Source organism: Methanospirillum lacunae (assembly GCF_003173355.1).
Lineage (GTDB): Archaea > Halobacteriota > Methanomicrobia > Methanomicrobiales > Methanospirillaceae > Methanospirillum > Methanospirillum lacunae.
On sequence record NZ_QGMY01000008.1, the window covers coordinates 164759 to 186682 of the forward strand.

A 21924-nucleotide genomic window follows, 5' to 3' on the forward strand; every position below is an offset into this window, starting at 1 on the left:
GATTTTCACATAAATATCTGCGAATATTTGATTAATTTACAAATAGGTCTCAATTCACGTTGTTTATTCGTGCGCAGGGGTTAATAAAATCCAGAAATCCAAAAATATCTGATATAATGCATATTCCTCGGTTTCAGGCTATAATTTGGGATATTTCAAAAAAAAGTCTCTCCATTTTCGGCCAAATTGTCCATATTTTTCTTATGCGTGCAACAATTTCCGTTAAATCAAAATTCAAGGGATAAATTTTCACTAGATTCTGTCAACTTTCATGCGCCCAACCTGATAGTGACCTGGCGTGCCGCACCAAAAAGGTCTGTGTCTGAAGGTATTATGCTTAAATGTAATATCTTCAGAAGAATCACCCACCATTAATCAACATGAAAACGACCCGGTGAGCACTTATAATTGTATCGGATTCATCCAACTTTTTCAAAGGCATTCACATTGTCCTCTTAGAAAACTATCATTTTCTTATATTGTTAGATGTTCAACCCTGGTGAGCTGAGAATCCCTTCATCTACACAGACTTGAGAAAATGATATTTCCTGACTACCTGGATCCTTGAATATTTTAAACTTGGTTTATATCACTGATTCTTTGGATTGGGACCTTGTGAGAGTATGAAAGTTTAGCCACTATTAATAATACCTGGTTTAGTAGGATTCTGAATAATGTATGTAAAGAATGGTGGAATAAAACTGTGTTCTCTTTATACTTTCATGCATAACTTCGTTTCATGTCTCATGCTTTATCGCCTGTATATCTCCTCGCTGTTCTCTCAATGATTCTGCTCATCCCTACTGGAGGGGTATTGGCAGAGGATACACTCTCTTCTGCATCTCCTAAACAGCACACGCAAGACCTGACATTTTATACTGAACAACTCCCACCATATAATTATCAGGAGAATGGGTCTGTAAGGGGATTTTCCATAGATATTCTCAATGATATCAGTGCAAAATCAGGATTAAACCTCTCCCCTGAAATGATACACGTCGTTCCATGGGAGGAGGGCTACGAGGCTGCTCTTAACGGAACCAACACAGTTATCTTCTCAACTGCCCGAATTCCTGAACGAGAAAACCTGTTTAAGTGGGTTGGACCGATATCCAATGAACGGTATGCTCTGTTCGCTCCCAATGAATCATCCGTTTTGATAAATTCTCCAGATGATTTAACACATTTTAGAATTGGTGCAATATCCGACGATGCTTCTATCTCCCAGCTTCTTGCGAGGGGGGTAAATGAGAGCAGTATTGTCACTGCAGATACCATATCAGATCTCATCTCGATGATACACGACAAGAAGATTGATCTCTGGGTATATCCTGAAATCACAGGACGATATTATATTGGCCAGATAACCGGGGATTATAATTCATTTGTACCAGTGTATACCTTTGAAGGAGTTGGAATCTATTATGCTTTCAGCAAGGATGTTTCAGATGCAACAGTCAGTTCATATCAGAACGCTCTTGATGAACTGAAGCAGGAGAAGAATGAGACCGGAGTGAGCAGATATGATCAGATCCTCGGGCAGTACATCCGTTCATATAGTGCTGTAATAAACTCCAATACAAAAATATAACGTTAATGAGGGGTTTTTCATTTCCCTCCACCTTTTTTTAAATGAAATAAAAAACTAGACTTTGGTGGTTACCTGATCCAAGGTATTAGGCCTGGTCAATAGACAGTTGAATGAAAAATCAGGATATTACTCTGGCTGTCACCACTTCTTCTTCCGGTTCGAGTGGAATGAGTATCCATGCACAGATATAGATCAGGATCCCGGTTCCGCAGGTAAATAATAGTAATAACGCGATTAACCTGATGATCACCGGATCAATATCCAGGTATTGTCCAATTCCACTGCACACTCCACCCAGGATTTTATCGTTTCGGGATCGATATATCCGTTTATCAACCATGACATATCATGTTCATATCAATACCCAAAAATTGTACTCCCTAAATTGAGCCAGACTTATATCATGAATGACAAACTCAAATCACTTTCCGGTGATACACAACTTGTACCTCCCAGGAATCGCCATCTCATCCTTCTTATCATCCTGGCCTGTGGATTTATCGGAGTTGTTGATATTCAGATCGTTTCAATTGCTCTTCCTACGATCACACACCTGTTGAATGCCTCAGTTGGCCAGACACAATGGATAGCGACCAGTTATGTCATCACCGTTCTTTGCACAGTATTATTAGTTGGAACCATATCTGCCGGGATTGGTAAAGGCAGAATACTAAAAGCCGGAATACTGGTATTTACAATAAGTTCTCTTGCCTGCGGTCTTTCCACCACTCTCGGAGAATTGATCTTCTTCAGAATACTCCAAGGTCTTGGTGCTTCGCTGATGATGAGCGTTCTCATGGCTTTAATCATCGAAATCTTCCCTCCTCATGAGCGTGGAAGGGCGATGGGTCTTAACACAGCTGTGATAGCACTCGGCCTTATTGTAGGTCCGTCTGCCGGTGGGTTTATTGTTGATACAGCAGGATGGCCGTTTATATTCTTCTTCAATATCCCGGTGGGCACCCTGCTCTTCCTCGGTGCTCTTCACTATCTCCCTGCTGATCGTATCGTGAAAGGGTACAGGTTCAGCGATTATACCGGTGCTATACTCCTCGTTCTCTTCATGGCAGCATTAGCCATGGTTTTTAACACGCTTGCGAATCCACCCATCCAGGCCGCTTATCTGGGAGTCTGGACTGGTCTGTGGATAATTCTTTTTGTTGCCTTTATCCTTCGTGAGCGATCTCACTCGCAGCCTCTATTATATACCAGCATCTTTAGAAATTCCAGATTTGTTCTTCCTTCAATCAGTCTTGTCCTCTATCTCGCTGCAACCTTCATCCTTCTCACCGGTCAGCCGTTTTACTTTCAGGGTGTGATGGGTCTCTCTCCCTCCCATGTCGGCCTCATCGCATTGATCACTCCGGTTACGATGATTCTTTCAGCTCCTCTCTTTGGAATGATATACGACCGGACAAAGTGGCGGGGATATACAGTCACCGGACTTAGCCTGATGGGATTTGCTTATTTTGGCTGCGGTGTTGCATTTTACCGCATGGAGTATCTTCTCATTATCGTTTTCTTTGTTGCAACCGGAATTGGCAGGGCGATATTTCAGGGGCCAAATGTGATTGAGATCATGGCTGCAGTCCCTCCCTCGCTCCAGGGAATGGGATCAGGACTGATAACGACCCTGATGTATCTTGGCATCATGGTTGGTATCTCGCTCACTGCCATCCTTCTGACAACTGGACTTGCAACATCAGGATATTACGGTCAGGTTCTTGATGCAGATCCCCAGGTGCTTGCAGCAGTATTTGGACAGATTATGGGCATTGGGGGGTTGCTCTGCCTTACTGGAGCGGTATGCTCTTTTAAAAGGAAACATTCAGATGGATAAAAAAGGTTTTTTCTGTCTAAACAGAAAACCCCACAACATTGTACGCTAAAGGATCAATATTATGCGTAATTATTGTGAATATTCGATCTCTTCTTTTGGGATTATCTCTGATTCCTGATTCGGACATGCATCCGGGCATTGTATCTGGTGTAGCCTGATGATCCCGTTACATGAACTGCAGACATAAAATTCATCCTTCCAGCATTCAGGACATGCCCATCGTCCACAGATCACACATTGCCGCAATGAAGGAACAGGGGCAGCCCGGTGGCAGAGATCGCAGATATACCGCGAAAATGACTCGCTGTCCCTGACTGGTGGCTCACCCTGTCTGCGAATCTCACCAATCATGGAGCGAAGATGGGAGTAAAAACTCCCTGTCTGATCACTTCCTGCCGGTTTTTTCTGTTGCCAGGGAATTTTCCAGGGCATTGAGCCGACCTTCGAGATCTTCCAGAGTGGTTTTCATCTCGCTCTCAAATTTTTTCAGCGTCACAATCCGCTCTTCATCGCGGGTAAGTGCTGCATTTCTATCTTCCTTGAACGAGTTCAGGACCGGTCTGCGTACCAGTGACCACTCCTCAACAAACCGCTCAAACTTTCGGTCTAGGTACTCATCGACCCTGCTTTCAACAGGCCTGCTTATTGCAATTCTGCCACCTGATCCCTTGAAGAAGTAATACACCAGGAAGATTACCAGGATAGCAAGAATAACAATCAGAAGTATTTCTTCCGGAGTCATTTCACTTTCTCCTTCAGCAGGCGGACACGTGTTTCGAGATCGCTTAGTTTGGTTGATGTTTCCCGTTCAAATGACTTCAGACCTACAAGTTCATCCTGAACACGGTGGAACCGCTGGGTGAGATCGGTAAGATCATTTCTGGTGGAGAGCTGCCACTCTTCGATGATCAAACTCATTCTGCGGTCGAGATATCCGGAGAGGTAGTTATCAAACTTCATACTTTCTTCTCCAGTTCTTCGATTGCCAATTTCAAATCTGAAGTACGTTTTTCCAGATTAGATTTTTCAACCACCAGTCTCTCCACTTCATATGAGAGGAACTCAAGTTTCTGTTTCAGATGGCGGAGATCATCATCAGTCACAAGTCCCCACTCTTCAATGACTGCTTCCGCATTACGGTCAAAGAACGAGTCGAGTTGTTTGTCAAAGGTAGGGATTGAATCGGCTATCGATCCAGGCAGTGAACTTAGTTCCTGCATGTAATTCTTGGTTCTGGTAAATGTTGGATACATACCCATCACAGAATTTTCTTCTCTTCATCCTGAATCTTGGTCAGCATTCTGTCGAGTTTCTCATCCTTGATCATATTCTCAAGTTTCTGGATCCTTCCTTCAACAAGTTTCTGTTTTACAAAGATGTCAGATTGAAGGGCTGCATTCAGATCTTCGATTTCACGCATCGATGAGAGTTTATCTTCACTTATTCTGAGCAAAGATGGTCCTTTAGTACTTGAATCTTCTTTAAGAATACTAAGTTTTTCCCGCTCAAGTTCAAGTTCAAGTTTCCTGTTGTTGGTTTTCATCAGGCGGATTTCACGAACTATGAGGAAGATAAAGACAATAACTCCAAAGATGATAGCAATACCAATAAGCCCGTCGTTTGTAAACGTGATATCCACGCCTACCCCTCCAGTAGTTTGGTCGTATATTCAAGACCCTTATCTGATCCAGCCAGGTATACGAGGTCTCCGGTTGCGAGTACGGTAGTGTCACCCAGGGGTATGACGGTATCAGCCCGTTGTACTGCAATAATCATGACATCGGGTGGTATAGTCAGGTTCTGGATTGACCTTCCAGATGCTGTTGCAGCTTTCACCTGGGCAGCATGTTTCTCACCCTCACTCTCGGCAAGCAGTTTTTTCAGGTTTGCTGCGTCTTCTGGTTTGAGCGATTTCAGACCTCCCTCTACTGCTGCATTGAATCGTGATGTTGGAACAAGGTCTTTGATGCGTGCTGCAGTCTCACGTCCGGCTTCCCCAATCTTTTCTCCTATCGGGGTGACCTCTTCTACAATCTTTGCAGAGACTTCTTTAGCTTTCTCGTGAAGATCCTGGGCAGCCTGGCTCGTTCCCTCTCTGATGCCGGCAGTCTTTTCAGAGAGTGTTTCACCGATATCCTGGACTCCCTGGTTGATCTTTCCGGCAAGTTCTCCGGCTGCGTCTTTTACCTGTTCAGTAACCGGCACCTTTCTTTTGACATGCACGTCAGTGCCATCAGTGATGCCTAGTTTCTTGAGATCCTCTTCACTGATCCTGATCTGACCCTGCTCTACGAGTGCGTCAGCGTACACGGTAAGAGTGATTGAAGCCCCTTCGGGAGTCGCAACCTCAACCTCGGTTTTATCTTCAATCCCGATTTCTGTAAGCAGGCTGCTATTGACTCGTGCTCTGCCGCGACCAGGCATGGCACGTTTTATTGCCCGCAGGATAACTTCCTCCATACTGGATAAAAGGCATCATTGGCATATAAAATTTATGAGATATTCTAAAAAATTAAGCCATGTCGTGTCATAAAATTGTTATTTTCAGAATACTCAACCTTTCGCGGCCTATATGGGTGACCCGGTATTATTTCTGATCCTGTAAGATGTTTTCCAGTTCAGGAACTGGACAGACCGGTGTGGCCGATGCAGCACAGTTCCAGTCTTCAAGTACAGTCTCAAGCGAGGTGGTCTGGGTAATCTCCTCACCTATCGTATCCTCCACCCCTGATATCCGAAGCATCCTTCTTACCTGCCAGGTGGCATCTGCAATTCTGAGTTTTATCCCGGCAGTAGTGAGTTCCTGGTAGAGGTCAACGATCATATCAGATGCAGAGACATCAACAATCGGTGACGTACTCATGTCAAGTAGTACAAGCCTGACCGTTGGATCTTCTGCAATCAGTTCCTCTATGCGGTCTTTGACCATCTCGGCATTGGCAAAGATCAGCGGAGCATCAACCCTGATGATCAGGATGCCGGGTATTGCAATATTTTCCGGATGTCTAATCCGGTCTGCGTACTGTCTGGTATTGGGAACCCGTCCCAGAATGGCAATTCTTGGTGTTGTTACCCGGTATAAGATATCGGTAAGAGAGAGGATGACACCGATGAACACACCTGAAAGGATACCAAACAGCAGGACTCCTGCACATGTGGCAATGGCTATGCCAAATTCGTTTCTACTGATTTTTGCTATCCTTAAAAGCCCCTTCACATCAACCAGTCTGAGAACAGCCACGAGAATGAGGCTTCCGATGATTGCTTCAGGCATTCTGGTGAAAAGACCGGTGAGGAACAAGGCAACAATAGCAGTGAGGACTGCTGCAATGACCCCGGTTATCTGAGTTACAGCCCCATTAATCTCATTAAGTGCTGTCCGGGAAAAACTGCCTGCAACCGGAAAACCCTGAAAAAGGCTGGTTGCAATACTTGTTGCACCGAGAGCAAGAAGTTCCTGGTTTGAATCGACTTTATAATGGTATCTCCTGGCAAGAGATGTCCCGATACTCATGTCTTCAACATAGGCAAGGAGAAAGATTGCAAATGCAAGAGGAAATATGAACTGAACATCATTAAATGAGATATTGGGAATGATGAAACTGGGAAGTCCTGCCGGGATGACCCCAACTTCCTGAACACCGCGTGATGCCAGATCTGTATAGTTCATAACCAATATTGAGAAGATAACTACAATCAGGGCAGCCGGGAGTTTTCTGCATCTTCGTTCAGCACAGAGAAGAAATGCTATTGCACCTACTCCAATTACAACAGTTGGGAGATTTGCTGAAGGAAGATGGGTGATAAGGTATATCAGTTGATCGAAAAATGCTCCTGATATTGATTTAATGCCGAATATCTTGAACAACTGGCCACAAATTATGACTAATCCCATTCCTGCAAGAAATCCTTTAAGGACAGTTTCTGATATGAGGTTGACAATAAACCCGAGCCTGAATATACGTGCAATAATGGCTAAACATCCAGCCATAAGAACAGTGAGTGCTGCAAGGGAGGCATATCGTGCAGCATCAATTCCAACAAGCATCCCTAGCATTGCTGCAGTCAGGATGGCTTCTGATGAACTCGGCCCGATGTTCATCTCCCTGATGGTGCCAAAGAGACAGTAGACAAGTGGAGCAACAATACCGGCATATAACCCATATTCAGGGGGAAGTCCGGCAAGTTGTGCATATGCCATGAGTTCAGGAATAGCAAATGCGGTAAGGGTAATGCCTGCAATAATGTCTGCACGGAATAGTTTCTTAGTATATACTGGAAGCCATCCGGTGATTGGGAGGGTTGCTGCGAGTTCTCCTCGAATAGTGGCCCAGGAAGGTTGATTGATCTGCATATGTTCAATACGGTATTGGATACAAAGTAGCAGGATTATATGAGTATATGGGCAGGTATTGCCCTACTCTACCAGAATTTATACAATTAAAAACCGCTGCATCTCAGTAGTGGTGGTAGATACTGCTGTATTAATATCATTAATGATGTCTGTTATCTGTTGCGCTACTGATAGTGCTTCTTCGGCTGTAGAAGAAGAATTCATTGCATCTTTGGAGGTCTGCCTGACATGAGTACTCATTTCATGAACGCTTGCAGTAATCTCCTCAAAGGATGCTGCCTGCTGTTCAGATGATGATGCAACAGCATCCATATTGGTTTTGATCTCCTGAACTCCTTTTGTTAGTGATGAAAAGATCTCAAGAGTCTCACGAAGAGAAGTACTGCCGTCTTCAATAACTGATTCTGCTTCTTTCATCGCTGTAGTAGCACGTGAACTCCGGTTATCAAGTTCAGAAATCATTGTGGCGATTTTCTGGGCAGCTGTGCCAACCTGTTCAGCTAATCCCTTTACCTCTCCGGCAACAACTGCAAATCCTTTCCCGGCATCCCCGGCTCGTGCAGCTTCTATCGCTGCATTGAGTGCAAGCAGATTTGTCTGATCTGCAATATCTGAAATAATATCTGTGATTCTGCTGATCTCTACCATCTGATCACGAATTTCAAATATAATTCCTGTTGCTTCACCTGATACTTTTCTTATACTCTCCATGCCCTCTTCAGCACTTGCTGCAGCAGTAATTCCTTTCCTGGCGAGTTGGTCAGCTTCATTTCCAGATTGAGCTACGGCTTCCACATTAGCAGATACTTTCATCACATGATTTGTCAGATCCTCCATCCCCCTCAGAACCTGAACAATCTCTTCTTCGCTCATCTCTGCATTGGCCCTGGTGCTGTCAGCATTAGCTGCAATAATCCCTGCTCCCCTCTGGACATCTTCAATACCGGATTCAGCCATCTTGGCCTGGGATTCAAGATCTTTCATCTCGGTACCTATCACACCAAGGGCACTGGACACTTCAAGCCCAATCTCATTCATGGCATGCTCAAATGCAACAAAATCTCCTTTTACCTCAACTTTGTTTGAGAACCTTGCAGTGAAGTTGCATTTTGAGTATTCTGATGCAAGCCGTATGGCTTCATTGATTGGAATAATCAGTGACAGAAGTGTTGTATTAAACCCTTTTACAATCTGCTGATATGATCCATGGAATTTTATCTCGTCACCTCTGGCTTTGAGATCTCCTTCAGCAGCTCGTGATGATATCAGTTCAAGTTCGGTTATTACTCCGGTAACAGCGTTACTCATTTCGATGAGAGCAGGTGTTATCTGATCATTCTCACTTTTTGGAGTTAGACTTGTAGAAAGGTCTCCCTGTGCTATTCGCTGGAGTGTTACCACGACCTCCTGTTCAAGAAAATCAGAAAACCTGTCTGCCATACCTGCCATGTCCCCAATCTCATCTTTTCTAACAAGGGTAAGCCTGGTATTGATCTCTCCTCTGCTCATCCTGTCAAACTGGTTCATAACCTGATACAATGGTTCGGTGATTGATCGTGTCAGGGAAAAAGCGATGAACAGGGAAATAATGATGATAACCAGCGCGACAACTGTCATAAAAGTTATCGAGTTTTTTACCTCGATTGAGCCTGCTTTTGCTGTAATTTCAGCCTGACTGAGTACTATCTGTTTGAGCTGGTCAAAGGTAGCTACTGTTGCCCGTCTTGCATTTGCATGGTCACCACCGTTTTTAATGGAGGTAAGTGCATCCTGCTCCTTTTTTGCTTTTTCAAGTTCAAAAACATCGACAGCTGTTTTTTTGTAGGTCACCCATTGCGTTTTAAATGTCTCAAAGACTTTTTCTTCCTCTGGTGTCATTGATGAAGAACTTAAATTCTGGATCTGACTCTCAATATTTGTAATTTCAGTCTTCAACCGGTTTTCATCCTGTTCACGCTCATCAATGATAGCCATGGATCTGAATACAAGAGCCCTCATTGAGTTCAATGAGACCTCCATACTTGCTATCTCTGTAAGGGGAATGGTATTTTCAGTATACATATGGTCCATCTGCCTGGAAATGGTGTTCATTCCTGAAAATCCGATAACCCCAATCAGACACATAAGGAGGGTAACCAGCACGAACCCTCCTATTAACTTTTGACCTATTCTGATATTGTCGATGAACTGCAGTCGTATCATACTAAGTGCCTCCGGTCTCATCCCACCGATGAGTAATACAATGAATTCACGTATCACTACATCAAAGTAAGGGATGGGAGAGTTCCGGAAAGCAGGGCTATAAAAAAGAGAGGTCTATAATGTAACCTTGAATTTTTTCATTTCATCGGTTGTGGTTGCAACAGAATCATTAATATCTGTAATAATTGATGTAATCATTTCTACAACTGACAGTGCTTCTTCTGCTGTTGCTGATGAATTCATTGCATCTTTTGCAGTCTCTGAAACCAGACTGTTCATCTCTGTTATACTTGCAGTAATCTCTTCAAAGGATGCTGCCTGTTCCTCAGTCGCACCAGCAACACTTGTCATATTCTTGCTGATATCTTCTACAGAAATAGTGAGCTGGTTAAACGCCTGAACGGTCTCTTTTAGAGCATTTTCACCGTACTCTATTGCCTCTCCTGCCCCTTCCATGGCTTTTACTGCCATTGTACTCTTTTTCTCAAGGGTACTGATCATAGCAGCAATTTTTTGGGCTGAATTACCGGTCTGGTTCGCAAGTTCTTTAACCTCACCGGCAACAACCGCAAATCCAAGACCTGCATCACCAGCCCGGGCAGCTTCAATTGCAGCATTGAGTGCAAGCAGATTCGTCTGCTCTGAAATATCAGTGATGATATCGATGATCTTGGTGATCTCAGTCATCTGATCTCCAATCTCTTTGACTAAAGCTTCAGCTTCTGAAGAAGAGTGTTTGATACTCTTCATCCCCTCTTCAGTCGTTGCAGTAGATAGAATCCCGGTTTTAGCCTGGCGATCAGCTTCAGAGGCCGACTGAGCAACGGCCTCAACATTCGTTGATACCGATGTTATTGTGCTCGTAAGATCCTCCATTGCACGTAAAACCTGTGCTATTCCTTCTTTGCTTTGTTCAGCGTTATGTTCTGTCTGCTCGGCATTCCCTGCAATTATTCCGGCCCCTCTTCTTACATCTTCAATTCCTGATGTTGCTTTTCCTGAGTGGTCCATGAGGTCTGTCATCTGTTGTTCAACAACTTTAAGTGCTGACGAGACTTCAGTTCCAATCCTGTCAAGAGCATCTCTAAAGTCCTTGAAATCACCTTCAATCCGGATTTTTGGATTAAACCGGGCGGTAAAGTCACAGTCAGCGTACTGTCTTGAAAGAGTAATTGCCTCATTTACCGGGCTTATGAGTATATCCAGGGTAGAATTAAAGCCAAGTATTATCTCCTGATATGAACCCTGGAGTTTTCCAGGGGTTCCCCGTGCAGAGAGGTCACCTGCTGCTGCTTTTGATGAGATCTTCTGGAGTTCGTTGATCACAGTTGTAAGAGAAGTAAGGGTGTTTGAAAGTGCAGGAGAAATCTGGTCGGTTTCACCCTGACTCGTGATTGAAGAGGTGAGATCGCCGGCTGCTATGCGATGCATGGTCTCAACAACATTATGTTCAAGATAATCACTGAACTGGTCAAACATTGTGGCCATTTCACCAATCTCGTCTTTCCTGGAAAGTCGCAATCTTGCACCAATGTCCCCGGTTTTCATCAGTTTAAACTGGTTTATGACCTGATGAAGGGGGTTGGTGATACCCTTAGTCAGGAAAACTGCTATTGCAAGAGCAATGATTGCAACAATAATTCCAGTGCCAACCATTAATGGAATAATACGGTCTTTTTCTGCATGTCCTGCCTCAGCAATATTCTTTGAATCAACAAGAATACCCTGCTTGAGGGAGGCGAATGTATCAGCCGTAGCCCGCCTGGTATTTGCATGCTGTCCTCCGTTTGCGATAGATGTCAGGGCATCGTTGGTTTTTCCATCCTCAAGAAGGGAAAAGACATTTTTTGCAGCAGATTTGTAATCAGCCCACTGGGTTTCAAATAATGTGAGATTTGCCTGCTGCTCGGGACTGAGTGATTCCTGCTTGAGTTTACTAATAAGGTTGTCTATGGTTTGAATCTCGGTCTGCATTCTTTCCAGGTCCTGCGGCCTTTCAGCAGGAACTGAAAACGTCCGGAAAACAAGGGCACGAATTGAGTTGAGTGAGGTTTCAATGCTTGTAACTTCATAAAGAGGGACAGTTCCATCAGAGTAGACTTTGTCCATCTCATTGCCTATGGCATTCATACCAAAAAAACCAATAAGCCCTATTGAAGACATGAGGATTACTACAAGTATAAATCCACATATGAGCCTGGTTCCAATTGGGATGTCATTAATTTTCTCTAAATTCCTATGCATATTTTACCAAATATCCTTGTATCTCTAACTTATCGAATCCGTTGCTAATATCTTATGTCGCTCTGTTAGGATTATGATGTTTCTGATATTGAGATATCAGAAAAATGTGGTATTACCATATTGTATATATTTATAATTGCCGTAATTGTCGTAATTGGGCAATAAAAATATGGCGTAATATCGACATAGTTAATCATCTCAGTGACAGATAACTGGTAATGAATGAGTTTTGGCGTAAGATCGTTCATATGGTCTTCGGCCTGCTTATCACGCTTTTGATATACTATGTTCCAAAAGAGAGTACCCTCATAATCCTTGGTGTAGGATTACTTGTCGGGCTCTGGTTCATCGATCTTGAGATGCGTAAAATCAATGTTCCGCTGATACACGAACTCATATTCCATCTTGAGCGTCCGGGTGTTTTTCCTGGTAAAGGGGCTTTTTATTTTGTATTTACTGCCCTTGTTACCCTGATTCTCTTTCCATCAGTTGTGGCAGCCCAGGGTATACTCATTTTGTCAGTGCTCGATGGAATGGCTACCATTATTGGTTTGCGATATGGCAGGATCAGGATCATTAATCACAAATCCATAGAAGGTTCAGGCGGAGCAATAATCGTGACTTTTATTGTTCTGTTATTCTTTATGGACCCGGTTAAGGCAGCAGTTCTTTCAGTGGTTGCCGGTATTGTTGAACTTGGCAGTCCCATTGATGACAATCTGCTTCTTCCGATAATCATCGATCTGCTCCTGGTGCTACTGCCCTGGTGATAAAGTGCACCAGGGTCTACTTCTCTCGTGATTTGAGCAAGGTAAGCAGACTTTTTATAATCTCAACTGGCCTCGGAGGATTTCCCGGGATCTTCAGATCTACCGGGATGACGGTATCAATCCCGCCAAGTACTGCGTATGATCCCTTCCATATCCCGCCTGTGCATGCATCATCTCCGATTGCTATCACTATCTTCGGGTTCGGTGTAGCATCATACGTTTTCCTGAGTGCATCAGCCATGGCACAGGTCACTGCCCCGGTGACCATCAAAGCATCTGCATGTCGTGGTGAAGCGACAAATGTGATTCCAAAGCGTTCAATGTCATAATACGGGGAAGAGAGGTTTCCAAGTTCAATCTCTGCTGCATTATCGCTTCCACAGTCAACCTCCCTGATTGCAAGGCTTCTGCCAAACAGTCGTGTGATCTCCTGGTGGAGGGCAGTGTTGAGTTCTTCTATTTCCTGATTCTCTCTGACTTCCTTTGTTTCCTTGGTTTTACTTTTCTCCCTTATCCCCCGGTTATCCGGTTCATTTCCGTTAGGATACGACTTGAGTGAAGTTTCACTGCAGAGCGGTTTTTTAAAAAGATTTACAACAGTTTCAATCATGGTATCAGAGATCAGTTCCTGCATACGAGAGATTCAGGCTCTTGTTAATGACCGGGAAATCAGCAACGATGTTGCCAATAACTGCATGTTCTATCGCGTACCAGTTACAAAACGACGCTGTCCTGACTTTATACCGGTCAATGAATCCGTTTCTGATATAGACCCAGTGCAGCACCATTCCCCGGGGAGACTCTGCCATAGAAAGTGCAAACCCGTCATGAACCTGAACCGGGATTTTTGCAGGACCTTCAGGAAGAAAGACAATCAGTTCCTGGATCAACCGAAGTGATGCACGGATCTCCTGGTGTTTGAGTGTAAATCGTGCAAGAACATCGCCTCCCTGTTCACAGACCTGACCCGGTATCCTTTCACGGTAAACTCCATACGGGTGGTTGATACGGGTATCGGCAAACGATCCCGAGGCCCGGGCAACCGGACCTGAAAGAGCAAGAGATCGTATCAGTTCTGGCTGAACAACACCGGTGGTTGCAAACCGGTCAATAACTGACGGGATTGAGAGCACCCACCCTGCAATCTCATCAAGTTCACGCTCTATCTCACCTGCATTTTTAAAGAGATGGTCCAGTGATTCTTTTGAGATCTGATCAGATACACCACCCGGGCAGATGGCACCTTTGAGAAACCGGGAACCACAGATTTGGTCTGCTTCCCGCTGGATATGTTCTCGAAGGACCGTGAATCTGCTTGCAGAAACCGGGTGAGCGATATCAGTTACCATTCCTGCAAGATCTGAAAGAAGTGAGCAGGCCCGTTCAAGCTCAAGGAGTACTCCCCTGATGTACTCTGCACGGGGTGGAATGGTAACTCCACATATCTGCTCGATTGCCATACACAGCCCGCAGGCGTTCACAGCGGATTCGTCCCCAGATATGGATTCAGCTATTCTGACCGTCTGCTCCGGGGTTTTTCCTTCGGCACATTTCTCAAGTCCACGGTGAAGATATCCAAGCCGAATTTCAAGATTTACGATCGTCTCACCGATGACACTGAATCTGAAATGACCCGGCTCTATGATTCCTGCATGGACCGGGCCGACCGGGACCTGAAAGACGCTGCTTCCTTCGATGGTTTTGAACTGGTATGGATCACCCGGTTTATTCTCTCCGACTGTTGTCGGTGGTTTGTTCTGGACTTCCTTTTTGAGCGGATGGAACCCTGCCGGATATGCTTCATGAAGGAAGAGTCTGCGGGTATCAAACGCTCCAGTGAAGACAATTCCAAAACCGTCTGCAATCTCCCGTTCAAAGAGGGAAGCAACAGGGAATATCCCTGACACCGAGCAGCGTGCCATTCCGTTACCATGCGAAACCAGAATAAGCATCTTCTCTGAGCCTGGATTTTCTAATACATAGAGCAGGCTGCATCCGGTTTCTCCCTCAAACTCCTCTACACCGAAGATTGAGATCAGGTTCAATCCTTTCTCTTTGAGGTCCTTAATCGTCGAAACGATCTCTCCGCCTGGAATGCGGTAATACCGGGCAGTCTGGTCCTCTTTCAGCAGTATTCTGCCGGAGAGTGCCTGGGTCATATACCGCCCCCGATCCCAATATCATGCACGGCTGCAGAAAGGAATGCCTCCTCTCCCGGAATCATCAGAACTCCCATAAAAACTGACAGGGCGAGCAGGAACACGACCGGTACCTTCATCCAGATTGGCACGATGTATTGCAATGGAACTTCGCCCTCTGCACATGTTTTTCCCATGATATCAAGAATAAACCTGAATATGGCGGCTCCTGCAAGGGCAAAGAGCAGTAATGCCAGCAGCGGGATATAAAGCGATAATTTTCCTGATTCTAACAGGATTCCAAACTTTGAAAGGAATAGAGGGAAGATTGGTGTTCCAATGATCGCAACTGATCCAATAATGAATGCCACTGCTGCAAACGGTTGCAATCTGAAGAGATCTCCTATCTGATCCTCTGTTCCAGGGGTATGGGATTTGTACTGGCGGTGCAGGATTCCGGCAGAGAAGAAAAGGCCGGCCTTCACAACCGAATGGCCCATCATGTGATAGATCATCCAGAAGAATGCAACCGGTGTTCCGATACCTGTTGCAAGCAGGAGAAATCCCATGTTCTCTATTGATGAGAATGCAATCAGCCGCTTTATCCCGGTCTGTCTGAGCATCGAAAAACAGGCTACCGACATGGTAAGCATTCCAAAGATGATCAGGAGCAATGATATCCTGGGTGCAATGGAAGTCTGGTGGACAATCCCGGCTATCCGGGCAATTCCATATATCCCCACGTTCAGGATTGCTCCTGACAAAACCGCACTTACCGCAGATGGTGCCTTAGCATGTGCCTCAGGCAGCCAGGTATGAAGCGGAACAACTCCTGATTTTGCTGCAAATCCTATGAAAAAGAAGGTGCATGCAATCATGAGCATCCCGCTATTGCAGGATGGTGCCTCTGCCAGAATGGTCTGCCAGTCAAGACTTCCTGTTCCGGTCTTCTGCCTGATGAGTTCAAAGAGGAAGATAACCCCGATGAATGAGAAGAGCATCGATGTGGAGCAGACAAAGATGTACTTGAGTGAGGCATCGATATTCTCTTTTACCGCAAGGATGGAGACGAGGAGGGCTGAGAAGACAGTGGTAAGCTCAGCAAATATCCAGAATTGTGCTACATTCGGTGCATAAAATGCCATGGTGGTGACAAAGAGCAGAAGCGAAAAACCGAGATAAAATATTCGCAGGCTTCGTCTGCTCAGTTCACCTGCCTTGACCAGTCCGTCTATGTATCCGACTGCATAGATGCTGGCACAGGTGAAGATTACTCCGGTGACAAGCATCAGGATCAGGTTCAAGTGGTCAATCATGAAGAGCGAGAGTAATGCACCGTTCCAGGCATCAGGCATTGCCATAAGCAGGATGGTTATGATAAGAGTCGCTGCAGAGTGTATCACTCCAAGCAGGCTCATCTGCCTGTGTGATTTCTGGACTGCCTGAAGCAGGAGAATAATGGCAGTGACTGCCGGATAAAGGAGAGCCACAAGCAATGTCATGCCTGCACCTCCTCTTCAGACCAGAGATGAAACTCTTTCAGCCTGTTTGTGTACGCGTCAATGCTTGAATCCATTCCTACCGTAAGGATTGTTGTCAGAAGTACGAGGATGATCAGATCCACCATGATAACAAACTCGGTAATGAACGGCAGTTCAGTCACGAATAAACCGAAGAGGAGCACCCCGTTCTCCATCGAAAGATATCCGATAACCTTGGTAATTGCGAGCTGGCGGGTGAAGATGGCGATGAGACCCATCATCATCAGCGAGACCCCAATCACTGAACCCATGAAAAAGAGACTGTTTTCGGTGAAGAGATCCTTGAGTACCCGCGAAAAACAGAGATACACAAGCAGGATTAACAGCATACTGACCATGAGGGCTCCTCCGGGCTGCAGGTAACTGAACTTCAAATCCTGCTGGATCTTAATCCGCTGCTGTATGATCCTGATGAACCAGGGAATCCCGATCACCTTTGAAACCAGGGTAATTCCTGCAATCAAAAGAAGGATGCTATTGTTTTCTATCACACCAATCAGAATAGCGATAGCAACGAGGATCAGCGACTGGAGTGCATAGGTCCTGACCAGTGACGAGAGGTTTCTTGTCGTAAGCAGGCATGCAGCAGATATCAGAACCAGGATCAGGCAGATCCTGAGCAGAGTAGATACCATCCCGGGCTCGATCACAACATCACCTCGCTCAGGATGGTCAGCGCCGAGAAGAAGAACGCCATCATAAAGAGGCCCGGTACCCTGAAGAACCGCATTTTGGCAAATGAAGACTCAACAATGCCAATCAGAACTGATAGTGCAGTTCCTTTGATGAGAAACAGGATTGCAGCCAGGACAAGCCCAATAATAGAGGCTTCCTGAATGATTCCGATCGGGATAAGAATGTTGATGAGCAGTGCCATCATGAGGGTCTGTTTAACCGCATGGGAGAGTTCAAAGAGTGCCAGATTTCTCCCTGATGTGTCAAGAAGCATTCCTTCATGAATCATAGTGAGTTCAAGATGCGTCTCGGGATTGTCCACGGGAACCCTGCCTGTCTCTACGATGATCAGGATAAAAAGTGAGACCGAGAGAAGAAGGATGGTCGGGCTCATTCCCGGGATGATTGTTGTTGCATGCCTGAACATTTCAGGGATTGAGAGGGTGCCTGCAACATATGCCATTGCAGCGAATACAACGACTGTTGTTGGTTCTATCACAGCAGAAAGACTCATCTCCCGGGAACTTCCCATACCTCCAAACGTACTTCCTGCGTCAAGTCCGAGGAGTGCAAGCAGGAACCTGGTGAATGCAAGAAGGTACAAAAAGACGATGATGTTTCCTTCTGCAGGTGCTGCATCAGGAATCCAGATGACAGGAACAAGCAGGACAGCAACCATCAGAATGGCAAGTGAGGCATACGGTGCTGCCCGTGAGATGAAACTTGCATAATCTGAGTATACCACCTCTTTTCTGAAGAGTTTTGCAAGATTGTAGTATCCCTGCAGAAGGGGAGGTCCTGCTCGTCTCTGTGCCCGTGCCTTGACTATTTTAACAACAGTCATGTAAAGAGGCGATATTAACAGGACAAATCCGAGATTAAACAGACCCGCAAGGACCGGAGTAAAACTCATGCAAGCCACCCCATAACAACAACAAGCACCACGACAGCACCGAACACATACAGGACATATGTGTCCACGTTACCGTTCTGGAGCCTTGAAACCGCTGAACCATATGAGTCTATCAGCCTGGCTACCGGGAGGTACAGATACTCTTCAAAGAATTTCATGAGTTCAATCCGAGCTGTTCCGGATCTGACAAAACAGTGTTCAGAATCCTGATATTCTTTAGAGAATGTAATTCGTGTCCTGAATATCGGGGCAAAGATCCTGACAACCGGCTCAGTGAACCCTGAACCGGTATACTCCATTTTGCTTGTGGGATCCTGCATTCCGCATCCCCAGGTTATGGAAATTCGTGTCTCCCGTGATGCAAGAGAATATACTGCAGCGTATGTCAATGCCAGTGCCCCAATCAGAAGAATCGAGAGCAGGAGTAGATCTGGCAGATATCCGGGGTATCCAAGGATGGAGAGAATCTGGGATGAAAATATTCCGGAAAGGATGCAGGCAATCGATAAGACTGCAGGACCAGCCCTCATCATGAGTGGAACTTCGTGTGCCTGTTTTGCAGCCGGTGTTCTTGGGAGTGCGAGGAATGTGAGCCCAAAGGCCTTTACAAAGCAGACTGCAGTTAAGGCCCCGGTGAGACCGAAGAGCGAGAGGACGATGACAAGGAGCACCTGCATAAGAGGCTCAGACTGCATGAGCCCGGTGATAAGTGCCTGGTAAATAAGCAGTTCTCCTGCAAATCCGTTGAGGGGAGGAAGAGCCGAGATTGCGAGGACACCAACAAAGAAGAGCCCGCCTGTCCATGGCATTCTGACAAGGAGTCCGCCGAGTTCATCGATGTTTCGTGTCCCGGTTGCCATGTTCACTGATCCGGCTGTGAGAAAGAGGAGTCCCTTGAAGAGGCCATGACTGACAGCATGAAACACTGCCCCGAGAAGTGCCATCGTTCCGATTGCCTGATGACCGGTTGCCGTAAAGACAACAAACAACCCAATTCCTGTCAGGATAACCCCGGTATTGTCTATTGAAGAGTATGCAAGCAATCCTTTGAGGTCCTGTTCCTTTACAGCATACATCACGCCAAGAACTGCAGTAAGGCACCCAAAGAAAAGAATGACAAGACCTGATGTGATATTTGGAATAAAAAATCCGGTGACTGCACGGACAAGCATGTAAAGGGCTGTATTGAGCATCATACCTGACATCAGGGCCGAGACCGGAGATGCAGCAGCAGGATGGGCGTATGGCAGCCACTTGTGAAATGGTATTGCTCCCGCCTTGATTGCAATTCCGAGAAATATAGATAGAAATGCCAGCAGCCCGGGGAGTGTTGTTATGGATATTCCTGTTGGGAATTCAAACGAGCCTGAATTCAGGTATAACTGGATGACTCCGAGGAAGATACAGACCGTTGAGAGTTGGGTCATTGCCAGATAGAAGAATGCGGCTTTTCTGGTTTTCTCATCCTGGTATTCGATCAGGACCAGGAAGAATGATGAGATAGCCATAATCTCCCAGAAGAACAGGAATGCACATGTTGTCCTTGAAAGGAGAACGAGGAGCATACTGGTGAGAAAGATTGGGATCAGGCTGCAGAGCAGATCGCGACTTCTTCCCCCATGCATCCGGGCGATATATCCTGGACTATAGCAACAGACTGCAATCGTGAGAATGCCCAGAAGGAGAGAGAAGGCTGCCGTAAGGCGGTCAATGCCAAGAATGACCGGGAAGAGGGGTGTCAGAGAGAATGAAATACGTTCTCCTCCAGTGATACGGAGCAGGGCTGAAGCAGAGGCCAGGATTGTGAGTGCACCTGCACAGCCCTGAAGTAGTGAACAGTAACGATACGATCTGATGCCTGTGAGCCATATGGGTATGACCCCTGCTGCAAGATAGAAAAAGACAGCAGGAATAAAGAGATCAATCATGATAAAACCGTGAATATGTGATAGAGGCAGAAGGTGGTCAGACAGGTATTGCAGAATCGATGGTTGTCATCCCAGGGAAAATGAATACGATCCGGGTATTCTGCATAAAAATCGCCAAAGACCTGCCTGAATTTATCAGGTTATCGTTCGTGGAAAATCCATGTATAGATAACCCATTTGGCGCATGGGTCGATCTTACAGCATCCAGTAAAGAGACGTTTATAAGTGAGTCAGTGGTTTGTCGTCAGAATTGTCGACATTTTCCTGATATCACCAATGTGTCAGAGCGCCTGATCTTCTGAAAAACCGCAAGTAAACCGGACTGCATTACTATATTTAATCCCTCTGTTCCCGGACTCCTATGAAATTTCAATTGAGAAATCTTGACTCGGGACCCAATATTCGAATTGGGGTCCAATATCATCTCTGATTTATTTAGGATCATTTTTCTGCATCGCCAGCAATCCATTATTGTTCCTGTCTTCGGAGCAGAGTATGGGTATCGAAAAATTACTGGAAGGAAACAACCACTTTGTAGAGTGTGAGTTTTCTGAAAATATTGAGTACTATAAAGAACTCCTGAAAGGCCAGAATCCCCATGTGATGATGATTAGCTGTTGCGACTCACGGGTCGCTCCAGAGATAACCTGTCATGCAAAACCTGGTGAGATATTTGTGCACCGGAACATCGGCAACATTGTTCCGCCCGGTGACTGGAATGTCGGAACGTTCCTTGAGTATGGGATCGGACATCTCCATGTTGACACTCTCGTTGTCTGTGGACACGAAGGATGCGGAGCGATGCATGCCCTGGCACACCGTCATTGCGGAGATGACGCATTTATCCCCGGCTGGCTCCGTCATGCCCAACCAGCCCTTGCAACAGTAACTGAGAAGAATCCGTATCCTGATGATCCTGAAAAAGCAAAAGAGTGGCAGTCAAATCTTGAGATTGAGAATGTACGGCTCCAGCTCAAGCATCTGCGTACCTACAAGATCGTCCGTGATTCAGAACGTGAGGGTACACTTAGGGTGATTGGATTATACTACCGCATCTCTGATGCCAAACTTGAGGTGATAGATCCGGGAAAGCCTCTGAAACATGATGGAAAATCATCCTGATCCTTTTTTCTGACTTTTACTTTGTTTGATTCAGTCAGTTGACTGCCCATACTTCTATAAATATATAACTCATCTGGCCTCCTATGAAACCGGATTCATATGCGATGATCTGCAACGTAGTTTGTCGATCTGTGCAGCCGAAAAGGTCTGTCAAGCACAGATTAACGGAAAATTATCATGGCAAAATTAATCGTCTCCGGTATCCGGACCTGTAATAGAAAAGATGCAGTATTCGCAGAGATCAATAAGTTCATCGCTGAAATCGGGGTTGTCGACGAGATTATCGCCGGTGGGTCAACTGGTGTTGATATGATCGCAAAGATGTTCGCAGAATCCAAGGGAATCAAATACAAAGAATTTGCTCCAAACTGGCAGGATGACCTCAATGCAGCAGGTATGGTTCGTGATTCCCGTATGGCAGAATATGGAACCCATCTCCTGGTCCTCTCCAATGGTATCAGTAAGGAATCCCGGAATCTTATCAACGAAGCTAAACAGAACAATCTTGTCATTAAGACCGTCGGTGTCTTTGAAGGTTTGACCGAGACCGAAATGCTTCACCCGACAGCATCTCCTTCCTTTAACTAACTCCTGGATACCATATAT

The 21924-nt window shown here is 45.5% G+C and carries 22 protein-coding genes; 6 read left to right on the forward strand and 16 right to left on the reverse strand.

The features are described 5' to 3' along the window. Positions 1 to 739 precede the first annotated feature (739 nt). Positions 740 to 1591, forward strand: coding sequence for a substrate-binding periplasmic protein (locus DK846_RS10930; protein ID WP_109968991.1), 852 nt, complete (start codon positions 740 to 742; stop codon positions 1589 to 1591). Positions 1592 to 1709: 118 nt separating this feature from the next. Here DK846_RS10930 and DK846_RS10935 read toward each other — a convergent pair whose 3' ends face one another. Further along, complete coding sequence (locus tag DK846_RS10935; protein ID WP_109968992.1) at positions 1710 to 1931, reverse strand: PspC domain-containing protein; 222 nt, start codon at positions 1929 to 1931, stop codon at positions 1710 to 1712. Positions 1932 to 1994: 63 nt separating this feature from the next. On the opposite strand from DK846_RS10935, the gene DK846_RS10940 reads away from it, so the two are divergent. Continuing rightward, positions 1995 to 3431, forward strand: coding sequence for an MFS transporter (locus DK846_RS10940; protein ID WP_109968993.1), 1437 nt, complete (start codon positions 1995 to 1997; stop codon positions 3429 to 3431). 69 nt (positions 3432 to 3500) lie between these two features. On the opposite strand, the gene DK846_RS10945 is transcribed toward DK846_RS10940, so the two are convergent. From DK846_RS10945 to DK846_RS10985, 9 genes are all read right to left on the reverse strand, one after another. Beyond that, positions 3501 to 3863 carry a hypothetical protein gene (locus DK846_RS10945; protein ID WP_109968994.1) on the reverse strand — a complete coding sequence of 121 codons (363 nt, stop codon included), beginning with the start codon at positions 3861 to 3863 and terminating at the stop codon, positions 3501 to 3503. Then, positions 3817 to 4173: a hypothetical protein gene (locus DK846_RS10950; protein WP_109968995.1), complete on the reverse strand. Its 357-nt coding sequence runs from the start codon at positions 4171 to 4173 to the stop codon at positions 3817 to 3819. Before DK846_RS10950 ends, DK846_RS10945 begins: the two co-directional genes overlap by 47 nt. Next, positions 4170 to 4391, reverse strand: a complete 222-nt coding sequence (locus DK846_RS10955; RefSeq protein ID WP_109968996.1) for a hypothetical protein — start codon at positions 4389 to 4391, stop codon at positions 4170 to 4172. The genes DK846_RS10950 and DK846_RS10955 overlap by 4 nt, the downstream gene beginning before the upstream one ends. Then, positions 4388 to 4684 carry a hypothetical protein gene (locus DK846_RS10960; protein WP_146201204.1) on the reverse strand — a complete coding sequence of 99 codons (297 nt, stop codon included), beginning with the start codon at positions 4682 to 4684 and terminating at the stop codon, positions 4388 to 4390. The genes DK846_RS10955 and DK846_RS10960 overlap by 4 nt, the downstream gene beginning before the upstream one ends. 5 nt (positions 4685 to 4689) lie before the next feature. After that, the gene (locus tag DK846_RS10965) at positions 4690 to 5070 is read right to left on the reverse strand and encodes a hypothetical protein (protein ID WP_109968998.1); all 381 of its coding nucleotides are present in this window, start codon (positions 5068 to 5070) and stop codon (positions 4690 to 4692) included. A gap of 2 nt (positions 5071 to 5072) precedes the next feature. Beyond that, positions 5073 to 5891, reverse strand: a complete 819-nt coding sequence (locus DK846_RS10970) for a TrkA C-terminal domain-containing protein (protein ID WP_109968999.1) — start codon at positions 5889 to 5891, stop codon at positions 5073 to 5075. Between the two features lie 127 nt (positions 5892 to 6018). Continuing rightward, a complete protein-coding gene (locus tag DK846_RS10975) occupies positions 6019 to 7785 on the reverse strand; it encodes a SulP family inorganic anion transporter (RefSeq protein ID WP_109969000.1) in 1767 nt (588 codons plus the stop codon). A gap of 78 nt (positions 7786 to 7863) precedes the next feature. Further along, entirely contained in the window at positions 7864 to 9987 is a 2124-nt protein-coding gene (locus tag DK846_RS18395) for a HAMP domain-containing methyl-accepting chemotaxis protein (protein WP_181391739.1), read from the reverse strand. A gap of 114 nt (positions 9988 to 10101) precedes the next feature. Then, complete coding sequence (locus DK846_RS10985; RefSeq protein ID WP_109969002.1) at positions 10102 to 12231, reverse strand: HAMP domain-containing methyl-accepting chemotaxis protein; 2130 nt, start codon at positions 12229 to 12231, stop codon at positions 10102 to 10104. Between the two features lie 218 nt (positions 12232 to 12449). Here DK846_RS10985 and DK846_RS10990 point away from each other — a divergent pair, with 218 nt between their 5' ends. Next, on the forward strand, positions 12450 to 13001 hold the full coding sequence (locus tag DK846_RS10990; protein ID WP_109969003.1) for a diacylglycerol/polyprenol kinase family protein: 552 nt from the start codon (positions 12450 to 12452) through the stop codon (positions 12999 to 13001). A gap of 16 nt (positions 13002 to 13017) precedes the next feature. Here the strand turns inward: DK846_RS10990 and DK846_RS10995 are convergent, their stop codons facing one another. The 6 genes from DK846_RS10995 to DK846_RS11020 are packed head-to-tail and all read right to left on the reverse strand — an operon-like array spanning position 13018 to position 20196. Continuing rightward, positions 13018 to 13635 carry an NADH-quinone oxidoreductase subunit B family protein gene (locus tag DK846_RS10995; RefSeq protein WP_245926528.1) on the reverse strand — a complete coding sequence of 206 codons (618 nt, stop codon included), beginning with the start codon at positions 13633 to 13635 and terminating at the stop codon, positions 13018 to 13020. Then, a complete protein-coding gene (locus DK846_RS11000) occupies positions 13616 to 15160 on the reverse strand; it encodes a hydrogenase large subunit (RefSeq protein ID WP_109969004.1) in 1545 nt (514 codons plus the stop codon). Before DK846_RS11000 ends, DK846_RS10995 begins: the two co-directional genes overlap by 20 nt. After that, positions 15157 to 16641 carry a proton-conducting transporter transmembrane domain-containing protein gene (locus DK846_RS11005; RefSeq protein WP_109969005.1) on the reverse strand — a complete coding sequence of 495 codons (1485 nt, stop codon included), beginning with the start codon at positions 16639 to 16641 and terminating at the stop codon, positions 15157 to 15159. Before DK846_RS11005 ends, DK846_RS11000 begins: the two co-directional genes overlap by 4 nt. Further along, complete coding sequence (locus DK846_RS11010; protein WP_109969006.1) at positions 16638 to 17330, reverse strand: hydrogenase subunit; 693 nt, start codon at positions 17328 to 17330, stop codon at positions 16638 to 16640. The genes DK846_RS11005 and DK846_RS11010 overlap by 4 nt, the downstream gene beginning before the upstream one ends. Further along, positions 17327 to 18268 carry a respiratory chain complex I subunit 1 family protein gene (locus DK846_RS11015; RefSeq protein ID WP_109969007.1) on the reverse strand — a complete coding sequence of 314 codons (942 nt, stop codon included), beginning with the start codon at positions 18266 to 18268 and terminating at the stop codon, positions 17327 to 17329. The genes DK846_RS11010 and DK846_RS11015 overlap by 4 nt, the downstream gene beginning before the upstream one ends. Next, a complete protein-coding gene (locus DK846_RS11020) occupies positions 18265 to 20196 on the reverse strand; it encodes a proton-conducting transporter transmembrane domain-containing protein (protein WP_109969008.1) in 1932 nt (643 codons plus the stop codon). The genes DK846_RS11015 and DK846_RS11020 overlap by 4 nt, the downstream gene beginning before the upstream one ends. 17 nt (positions 20197 to 20213) lie before the next feature. Here DK846_RS11020 and DK846_RS11025 point away from each other — a divergent pair, with 17 nt between their 5' ends. The 3 genes from DK846_RS11025 to DK846_RS11035 all read left to right on the forward strand — a co-directional run bounded on the left by DK846_RS11025 (position 20214) and on the right by DK846_RS11035 (position 21906). Further along, on the forward strand, positions 20214 to 20498 hold the full coding sequence (locus DK846_RS11025; RefSeq protein ID WP_109969009.1) for a hypothetical protein: 285 nt from the start codon (positions 20214 to 20216) through the stop codon (positions 20496 to 20498). Between the two features lie 193 nt (positions 20499 to 20691). Continuing rightward, a complete protein-coding gene (locus tag DK846_RS11030; protein WP_109969010.1) occupies positions 20692 to 21318 on the forward strand; it encodes a carbonic anhydrase in 627 nt (208 codons plus the stop codon). A 177-nt stretch (positions 21319 to 21495) separates the two neighbouring features. Then, on the forward strand, positions 21496 to 21906 hold the full coding sequence (locus DK846_RS11035) for a DUF2493 domain-containing protein (RefSeq protein ID WP_109969011.1): 411 nt from the start codon (positions 21496 to 21498) through the stop codon (positions 21904 to 21906). The last annotated feature ends 18 nt before the right edge of the window (positions 21907 to 21924 follow it).

Excerpts from the sequence above, each read along its gene's own strand:
- DK846_RS10935 (WP_109968992.1), bottom strand. The coding sequence starts at position 1,931 with ATGGTTGATAAACGGATATATCGATCCCGAAACGATAAAATCCTGGGT.
- DK846_RS10955 (WP_109968996.1), bottom strand. The coding sequence starts at position 4,391 with ATGAAGTTTGATAACTACCTCTCCGGATATCTCGACCGCAGAATGAGT.
- DK846_RS10945 (WP_109968994.1), bottom strand. The coding sequence starts at position 3,863 with ATGCCCTGGAAAATTCCCTGGCAACAGAAAAAACCGGCAGGAAGTGAT.
- DK846_RS11005 (WP_109969005.1), bottom strand. The coding sequence starts at position 16,641 with ATGACATTGCTTGTGGCTCTCCTTTATCCGGCAGTCACTGCCATTATT.
- DK846_RS11035 (WP_109969011.1), top strand. The coding sequence starts at position 21,496 with ATGGCAAAATTAATCGTCTCCGGTATCCGGACCTGTAATAGAAAAGAT.
- DK846_RS11030 (WP_109969010.1), top strand. The coding sequence starts at position 20,692 with ATGGGTATCGAAAAATTACTGGAAGGAAACAACCACTTTGTAGAGTGT.
- DK846_RS10970 (WP_109968999.1), bottom strand. The coding sequence starts at position 5,891 with ATGGAGGAAGTTATCCTGCGGGCAATAAAACGTGCCATGCCTGGTCGC.
- DK846_RS11015 (WP_109969007.1), bottom strand. The coding sequence starts at position 18,268 with ATGAGTTTTACTCCGGTCCTTGCGGGTCTGTTTAATCTCGGATTTGTC.
- DK846_RS10990 (WP_109969003.1), top strand. The coding sequence starts at position 12,450 with ATGAATGAGTTTTGGCGTAAGATCGTTCATATGGTCTTCGGCCTGCTT.
- DK846_RS10960 (WP_146201204.1), bottom strand. The coding sequence starts at position 4,684 with ATGTATCCAACATTTACCAGAACCAAGAATTACATGCAGGAACTAAGT.
- DK846_RS11020 (WP_109969008.1), bottom strand. The coding sequence starts at position 20,196 with ATGATTGATCTCTTTATTCCTGCTGTCTTTTTCTATCTTGCAGCAGGG.
- DK846_RS10950 (WP_109968995.1), bottom strand. The coding sequence starts at position 4,173 with ATGACTCCGGAAGAAATACTTCTGATTGTTATTCTTGCTATCCTGGTA.
- DK846_RS11000 (WP_109969004.1), bottom strand. The coding sequence starts at position 15,160 with ATGACCCAGGCACTCTCCGGCAGAATACTGCTGAAAGAGGACCAGACT.
- DK846_RS10995 (WP_245926528.1), bottom strand. The coding sequence starts at position 13,635 with ATGCAGGAACTGATCTCTGATACCATGATTGAAACTGTTGTAAATCTT.
- DK846_RS18395 (WP_181391739.1), bottom strand. The coding sequence starts at position 9,987 with ATGATACGACTGCAGTTCATCGACAATATCAGAATAGGTCAAAAGTTA.
- DK846_RS10975 (WP_109969000.1), bottom strand. The coding sequence starts at position 7,785 with ATGCAGATCAATCAACCTTCCTGGGCCACTATTCGAGGAGAACTCGCA.
- DK846_RS10985 (WP_109969002.1), bottom strand. The coding sequence starts at position 12,231 with ATGCATAGGAATTTAGAGAAAATTAATGACATCCCAATTGGAACCAGG.
- DK846_RS10940 (WP_109968993.1), top strand. The coding sequence starts at position 1,995 with ATGAATGACAAACTCAAATCACTTTCCGGTGATACACAACTTGTACCT.
- DK846_RS10930 (WP_109968991.1), top strand. The coding sequence starts at position 740 with ATGTCTCATGCTTTATCGCCTGTATATCTCCTCGCTGTTCTCTCAATG.